At 73.4% G+C, this 6,956-nt stretch carries 7 protein-coding genes; all 7 read right to left on the reverse strand.

Annotated elements, in window-relative coordinates; all coding sequences use genetic code 11:
- A partial coding sequence (locus tag F2B26_RS13515; RefSeq protein WP_159810231.1) for an alcohol dehydrogenase catalytic domain-containing protein occupies positions 1 to 609 on the reverse strand: 609 nt, incomplete at its 3' end.
- A gap of 75 nt (positions 610 to 684) precedes the next feature.
- Positions 685 to 1,719, reverse strand: a complete 1,035-nt coding sequence (locus F2B26_RS13520) for an N-acetylglucosamine kinase (protein WP_235929674.1) — start codon at positions 1,717 to 1,719, stop codon at positions 685 to 687.
- Positions 1,707 to 2,972 (reverse strand): 6-phospho-beta-glucosidase, encoded by a 1,266-nt coding sequence (locus tag F2B26_RS13525; protein ID WP_235929675.1) that lies wholly within the window; start codon positions 2,970 to 2,972, stop codon positions 1,707 to 1,709. The genes F2B26_RS13520 and F2B26_RS13525 overlap by 13 nt, the downstream gene beginning before the upstream one ends.
- Positions 2,969 to 3,856 carry a carbohydrate ABC transporter permease gene (locus F2B26_RS13530; protein WP_159810233.1) on the reverse strand — a complete coding sequence of 296 codons (888 nt, stop codon included), beginning with the start codon at positions 3,854 to 3,856 and terminating at the stop codon, positions 2,969 to 2,971. The genes F2B26_RS13525 and F2B26_RS13530 overlap by 4 nt, the downstream gene beginning before the upstream one ends.
- The gene (locus F2B26_RS13535; RefSeq protein ID WP_235929676.1) at positions 3,853 to 4,815 is read right to left on the reverse strand and encodes a carbohydrate ABC transporter permease; all 963 of its coding nucleotides are present in this window, start codon (positions 4,813 to 4,815) and stop codon (positions 3,853 to 3,855) included. Before F2B26_RS13535 ends, F2B26_RS13530 begins: the two co-directional genes overlap by 4 nt.
- The gene (locus F2B26_RS13540; RefSeq protein ID WP_159810235.1) at positions 4,812 to 6,158 is read right to left on the reverse strand and encodes an extracellular solute-binding protein; all 1,347 of its coding nucleotides are present in this window, start codon (positions 6,156 to 6,158) and stop codon (positions 4,812 to 4,814) included. Before F2B26_RS13540 ends, F2B26_RS13535 begins: the two co-directional genes overlap by 4 nt.
- A partial coding sequence (locus F2B26_RS13545; protein WP_159810237.1) for an ROK family protein occupies positions 6,155 to 6,956 on the reverse strand: 802 nt, incomplete at its 5' end. The genes F2B26_RS13545 and F2B26_RS13540, both read right to left, overlap by 4 nt.

A 6,956-nucleotide genomic window follows, 5' to 3' on the forward strand; every position in this document is an offset into this window, starting at 1 on the left:
CGCACGCGCCGCCGGGGAGGGGTCGACCGCGACGACGTGCGCACCCGCCGCGACGGCGATCATCACCGCGGACAGCCCGACGCCGCCGCAGCCGAGCACCACCACCTCGTCACCGGCGCGGACCCGGCCGTGCACGTGCAGCGCCCGGTAGGCCGTTGCGAACCGGCAGCCGAGGCTCGCCGCCGTGACCGCCGACACCCCGTCGGGCACCGCGACCAGGTTGGTGTCGGCGTGCGGCACCGCGACCAGCTCGGCGTACGAGCCGTCGTAGGTGAAGCCCGGCTGCTGCTGGTCCGGGCACACCTGGTGCTCACCGGCCCGGCAGGTGGCGCACACCCCGCACGCGCAGACGAACGGGACGGTGACGAGGGCACCCGGTCGCCAGTCGCTGACCTGCGGCCCGACCTGCACGACGGTCCCCGCGAGCTCGTGGCCCGGGACGATCGGCAGGTGCACGTCCCCGTCGTGCCCCGACCAGGCGTGCCAGTCCGAGCGGCACACCCCGGTCGCCTCGACCCGCAGCACCACCCCGTCGGGCGGGCAGGACGGGTCGGGCACCTGCTCGACGGTCGGCGGGACCTCGAACTGGCGGATCACCACGGCGCGCACGGTGCCGATGCTGCCAGAGCCGACGGGGTCGGCGGACCGCCGACCGTCCCGGGGGTGCCCGGCCGGCCCGACGCCTCAGCGACGTGCGACGAGCGCCGCCGTCACCGCCTGGGTGCCCGCCCGCACGGCCTCGGGGGTCGCGCCGGCGGCCTCCAGCACCAGCCGGGACGCCCCGACGATCGGTGCGGCGTCGATCACCACGGGGACGGCGCGCGGTGCCTCGACCCCGATGAGCTCGCGGGTCTGGTCGAGCAGCCGCCGGTCGCCCGAGGTGAGCACCCCGCCGCCGAGCACGACCGGCACCTCCCGGTCGTCGAGCCCGAGCCGGCGCAGCGCGGCCACGGCCATGGTCGCCACCTCGCGCGCCAACCGGTCGACGAGGGACACCGCGACGTCGTCGCCCTCCCGGGCCAGCCGCAGCACGAGCGGGGCCAGGCTCGCCAGCACGTGCTCCTCGAGGAAGCCCAGGTGCAGGTCCTCGATGAGCTGGGGGACCGAGGCCACCCCGAGCGCGTGCGGCACCGCCTCGGCCAGTGCGGTCGGCGCACCGCGTCCGTCCACGGCCCGGGCCGCGTACCAGAGGGCGCACTGGCCCAGCGACCCACCGCCGCCCCAGTCGCCCGAGATGGCGCCGAGCGCGGCGAACCGTGCCACCTCGCCGTCGGCCCGGACCGCGAGCGCGTTGATCCCGGTGCCGCAGACCACGGCCGCGGCATCCGGCTCACCGGTGCCGGCCCGCAGCAGGGCGAACAGGTCGTTGTCGGCGTGCAGCGCGGTGCGGGCCCACGGCCGGTCGGCGACCGCCTGCTCCAGCGTGCGGATCTCGACGGGCAGGTCGAGCCCCGACAGGTAGAGGTGCGCCGCGTCGACCGGCGCACCGGCGGCCACCCGGGTGACCAGGTCGTCGATCACCGCGACGGCCGGTTCCAGGCCGATGAGCTGCGGGCTCGACCGACCCCCGCGGGCGTAGCCCAGCAGCGTGCCGTCGCGGGTGAGTGCGACCGCATCGGTCTTCGACCCGCCGCCGTCGACCGCGACCAGCACCCCCGGGTGCCCGTCCGGCCCGGACCCGGGCGGTGCCGTGTGCGCCGGACCCATCACCGGGCCCACGCGAGATGGTCGCGGTTGGCGGCCAGCAGCAGATCGGTCGCCTGCTCGGCGCGGTCCCACTGGCCCACCAGCGGGTGCGCCAGCAGCGCGGCACGCACCCGGTCGCGGCCACCGTGCACCGCGGCGTCCAGCGCGAGCCGCTCGTACCCGGCCACCGCACCGATGAGCCCGGCGATGCCCTCGGGCAGCGGGGCCACCGGCAGCGCCTCCACCCGGTCGCCGAAGACCCTGGCCGGCACCTCGATCACGTGGTCGTCGGGCAGGAAGGGCAGCGTGCCGGCGTTGCGCAGGTTGACCACGCGCACATCGCCCGCGTCCTGGCGCAACGAGGCCATGAGCTCGACGGCGGCCTCGGAGTAGAACGCGCCGCCGCGGCGGGACAACGCCTCGGGCTTGGTGTGCTCGGCCGGGTCGGCGTAGATCTCCAGCAGCTCGCGCTCCACCTCCAGCACGTCCTGGGCGCGGGTGGGCCGGCCGATCTGCTCGCGGAGCACCTCGTCGTGCGCGTAGTAGTAGCGCAGGTAGTACGACGGGACGTTGCCCAGCAGCGACAGCAGCGCGGGGGCGAGCTCGACCTCCTCCGCCAGCTCGTCCAGGCGCGAGGTGAGCCAGCCGGGCAGCACATCCGTGCCGCCGACCGTCACCGAGCGCTCCCACGTGAGGTGGTTGAGCCCCACGTGGCCGAGCGCCACCTGCTCGGGCGGCACGTCGAGCAGCGCGGCGAACCGGCGCTGGAACCCGATGGCCACGTTGCACAGCCCGACGGCCCGGTGCCCGGCCTGCAGCAGCGCGCGCGTGACGATCCCGACCGGGTTGGTGAAGTCGACGATCCACGCGTCCGGCTTGGCGTACCGGCGCACCTGCTCGGCGATGTCGAGCACGACGGGCACCGTGCGCAGCGCCTTGGCCAGACCGCCCGGTCCGGTGGTCTCCTGCCCGATGCAGCCGATGCGGTGCGGCCAGGTCTCGTCGCCGTGCCGGGCGTGCTGCCCGCCCACGCGCAGCTGGACCAGCACGGTGTCCGCATCGGACACCCCTGCGACCAGGTCGGACGTGGCGACCACCCGCGCCGGGTGCCCTGCGGCGGACAGCAGCCGCTGGCAGAACCCGGCGACCAGCGCGAGGCGTTCGGTGTCGGGGTCGACGAGCCACAGCTCGTCGAGCGGCAGGCTGTCCCGCAGCCGGGCGAACCCGTCGGCGAGCTCGGGGGTGTAGGTGGAACCGCCCCCGACGATGGTGAGCTTCATGGTCATCCCTTGATTCCGGTCAGTGCGATGCCCTCGACGAAGACGCGTTGGGCGAAGAAGAACAGCACCACGACGGGCACCATGACGAGCAGCGTGATCGCCATGGTGAGGCTCCAGTCGGTGCCGTGCATGCCGCGGAACGTGGCCAGCCCGTACGCCACCGGCCACCAGGACGGGTTCTCCGAGGCGTACAGCAGCGGGCCGTAGTAGTCGTTCCACGAGTTGAAGAACATGAACAGCCCGGCGGCGGCGATCCCCGGGCGGGCCATCGGTGCGATCACCCGCAGCAGCACGCCCCACTCGCCGTTGCCGTCCAGCCGTGCCGCGTCGGAGTAGTCGCGCGGGATGGTGAGGAAGAACTGGCGCAGCAGGAAGATCGAGAACGCGTCGCCCAGCAGGTTGGGCAGGATCACCGGCCACAGCGTGCCGGTCAGCCCCAGCTTCGCCCACACGATGTAGGTCGGCACCGACGTGATCTGCGGCGGCAGCAGCATCATCACGACGATCGCGGCGAACACCAGGGTGGCGCCGCGGAACCGGATCCGGGCCAGGGCGTACGCACCCGGGATCGACGACACGAGCATGAAGCCCGTGGCCAGCACCGCGTAGAGCGCCGAGTTGGCGAACCAGCGGGCCAGCGGCGCCCGGGTGAACGCCGTCGCGAAGTTCTCCCACGTCCACGGGTGCGGCCACAACGACCCGGTGAGCGCCTGGCTGGACGGCATGAACGCCGTGAGCACGACGAACACGACGGGTGCCATGAACAGCACCGCGAGCACCGCCAGCCCGGTGTGCTCGGCGACGACGGCCGGCAGCGACCGGCGCCGCCGACGACGGGCGGACGTCGCGGTCGGCACGGTGGCCCCGCCCGCGGTCAGGACGGCGCTCATGACATCGCCTCCTCGGGGGAGAACGCCTTGACCTTGCGCAGGGTGAACGTCACGGCGGCGGCCGCCACGACGAACAGCAGCACCGCGAGCGCCGAGGCGTACCCCAGCTGGTAGCTGCCGAACCCGCGCACGTACAGCCACTGGGCGTAGGTGAGCAGGGCGTTGTCCGGGTACCCGAGGACGTCGGTGGCCGACGACCCGGCACCGGCCTTCCCCGAGGCGACGGTGGAGGCCACCGCCGCCTCGGTGAAGTACTGCAGCGCGGCGATGACACCGGTGATCGCGGCGAACCCGATGACCGGCGCGATCGTCGGCAGCGTCACGTACCAGGTCTTGGCGACCGGTCCGGCGCCGTCGAGCTCGGCGGCCTCGTACAGCTCACGCGGCACGTCGAGCAGGGCGGCGAGGAAGATCACCATGACGTCGCCCATCACCCAGATCCCCAGCAGCACGAGCGACGGCTTGGCCAGCTGCGGGTCGTTGAACCACAGCGGCTGCGGCAGGCCGAGCGCCCCGAGCACGGTGTTGACCGGCCCGCCGCCGGGGGTGAACAGGAAGACGAACGCCACCACCGAGGCCACCGGCGGCACGAGGGCCGGCAGGTAGAACACGGTGCGCCAGAAGCCCGAGCCGCGCCGGACCCGGATGAGCAGCGCGGCCACCCCCATGGCCGTGAGCACCCGCACCGGCACCAGCACCACGACGAACCACAGGGTGTTGCCCGCCGAGGTCCAGACCTTGGGGTCCTGGGTGAACAGGTACTGGTAGTTGCGCAGCCCGATCCACTGCGGCGGGCTCAGCAGGTTGTAGCGCGTGAAGCTGAGCAGGATCGTCGCGAGCAGCGGCAGGACGAAGAACACCACCAGACCGGCCAGCGTCGGGCTGAGCATCGCCAGCGCCGCGCGGCGCCGGCCCCGTTCGAGCGCCCCGAGGCGGAGCACCGGCTGCGGGCTGGTCACGGGCCGGCGACCAGCGAGAGCTGGTTGTCGATGTCCTTGTCGACCCCGGCCAGCCCGGACGCCAGGTCGGTGAGCGGTGCGGACTGGGTGCCGGTCCAGAAGTCCTGGAACGCGGTCTGGTAGCCGGAGCCGAGCGGGCTGGCGGGCGTGGTGGCCGCGTGCGGTGAGGCGGCGATGTCGAGGAACGTCTTGAACTGGGCGCTCACCTGCAGGTTCGGCGACTGCAGCGCGGCCGTCGTGGTGGGGGCGTTCTTCAGCCCGTTGCTCAGCGCGACGAGGGCGTCGGTGTCGGTGGTGAGGTACTTGAGCAGGGCCCAGGCGAGCTCGGGGTTCTTCGAGCCCTTGGCGATGCCGGCGATGTTGCCGGTGACGTAGCCGCCGCCGTACAGGTCGGTGTGGTCGTCGGCCGTCGGGAACGGTGCGGTGCCGTAGTCGAGGGTCGGGGCCTGGTCGGCGATGAACGCGGTGCGGTACTCCCCGTCGAGGTTCATCGCGACGCGGCCGGTCTGGAAGTCGTTGTCGGCGGAGAACTCCTGGCCGCTCGCGGCGCTGAAGGCCTTGAGCTTGTCGTAGCCGATCTTCTGCACGTAGGCGTTCTGCCACTCGATGAGCTCGGCCCACGCCGGGTCGGTGCCGATCGCGGAGGTGCCGTCGTCCTTGAGCCAGGTGGCGCCGGCGGCCGGGCCGTAGTGCGACGAGGCGTTCTCGTACCAGCCCTGCAGCGGGTTGAAGCCGAGGGTGGCGATCGAGCCGTCGGCGTTGAAGGTGGTGAGCTTGTCGGCCATCGCCTCCAGCTCGCTCAGGGTCTTGGGCGGTGCGCTGTAGCCGGCCGCGGAGAGCAGGGCCTTGTTGTAGTAGAGGCCGTAGACGTCCTGCAGCAGCGGCATGGTGCAGCGGGTGCCCTTGAACTCGGTGTAGCTGCGCACCGTGTCGGAGAACTGGCTGAGGTCGACCTTGTCGCGTGTGAGGTAGGGCGTGAGGTCGAGGAACGCGCCCGTGGAGCAGAAGTTGCCGACGATGTCGGTCGAGTAGGAGATGCCGACGTCGACGTTGTCGCCCGCGCTGATCGCCTTCTGCAGCTTCTCGTCGTCCTGGCCGGAGTGGACGTCGACCGTGACGTCGGGGTTGGCCTTCTCGAACGAGTCCACGGCCTGCTGCACGACGTCGGCCTCGCGGTCGGTGAAGAAGTGCCAGAGCGAGACGGTGCCGGACAGGTGGGTGGGGGCGGCGCTCGCGGCGGTCCCGGACCCTCCGGAGCTGGTGCTGCACCCGGCCAGCCCGAGTGCGGCGACCAGCACGCTGGCGGCGGGCAGGGCGAGGCGGTGCCGACGGACAGATCTCATGGGGCGGTCCCTTCGATGCGGTCGAGCGAGGTGGTGGAGACGGCGTCGAGCAGGAGGTCGCGGGCCAGGCCGACGGCGAGCCGCCGGGCCCCGACCAGCACGGGGTGGGTGGTGACGGCACCGGGGTGCACCTGGGGGTGCCAGTGCGAACCGGTCGCGATCCGGTCGGCGACGGCGCGCGCGAGCCCGTCGCCACCGGCCAGCCCGGTGGGGCCGCCGAGCACGACGAGCTCGGGGTCGAGCACCGCCAGCACGGACTGGGTGCCCAGCGCGATCCGGGTGGCGAGCTCGTCGACGGCTTCGCGGGCGTGCGGGCCGGCCAGCGCGGTGGCCAGGTCGGGTGCGCCCAGCCGGGCCAGCATCCGGTCGACGCCGGTGCGGCCGAGCAGCTCGGTGAGGTCGTGCGCCTGCGGGTCGACCTGGGCGGCGGCGACCGGGGCGGACAGGTAGCCGATCTCACCGGCCCGGCCCGAGGTGCCGCGGTGCACGGTGCCGGCCACGTCGACGGCGACCCCGACGCCGTCGCCGAGCCACAGCAGCACGAAGTCGCCGGCCTGCTGGGCGCGGCCGACCTGCCGTTCGGCGACGGCGGCCAGGTTGACGTCGTTGTCGACGAGGACGCGCAGGCCCAGGGAGTGCGCGATGGAGCTGCGGGCCCCGGCCAGCGGCCAGCCGGGCAGCGTGTCGGTGAGGTCGAGCGCATCGCCCTCGACGTCGACGGCGGCCTGCACGCCGATGACGACGGCCCGCACGGTGCGCCGTTCGATGCCGGCGGCGCTCGCAGCGGCCTCGAGCGCG

It is taken from the genome of Cellulomonas citrea (assembly GCF_009829685.1).
GTDB lineage: Bacteria > Actinomycetota > Actinomycetes > Actinomycetales > Cellulomonadaceae > Cellulomonas > Cellulomonas citrea.

Excerpts from the sequence above, each read along its gene's own strand:
- F2B26_RS13525 (WP_235929675.1), bottom strand. The coding sequence starts at position 2,972 with ATGACCATGAAGCTCACCATCGTCGGGGGCGGTTCCACCTACACCCCC.
- F2B26_RS13530 (WP_159810233.1), bottom strand. The coding sequence starts at position 3,856 with ATGAGCGCCGTCCTGACCGCGGGCGGGGCCACCGTGCCGACCGCGACG.
- F2B26_RS13540 (WP_159810235.1), bottom strand. The coding sequence starts at position 6,158 with ATGAGATCTGTCCGTCGGCACCGCCTCGCCCTGCCCGCCGCCAGCGTG.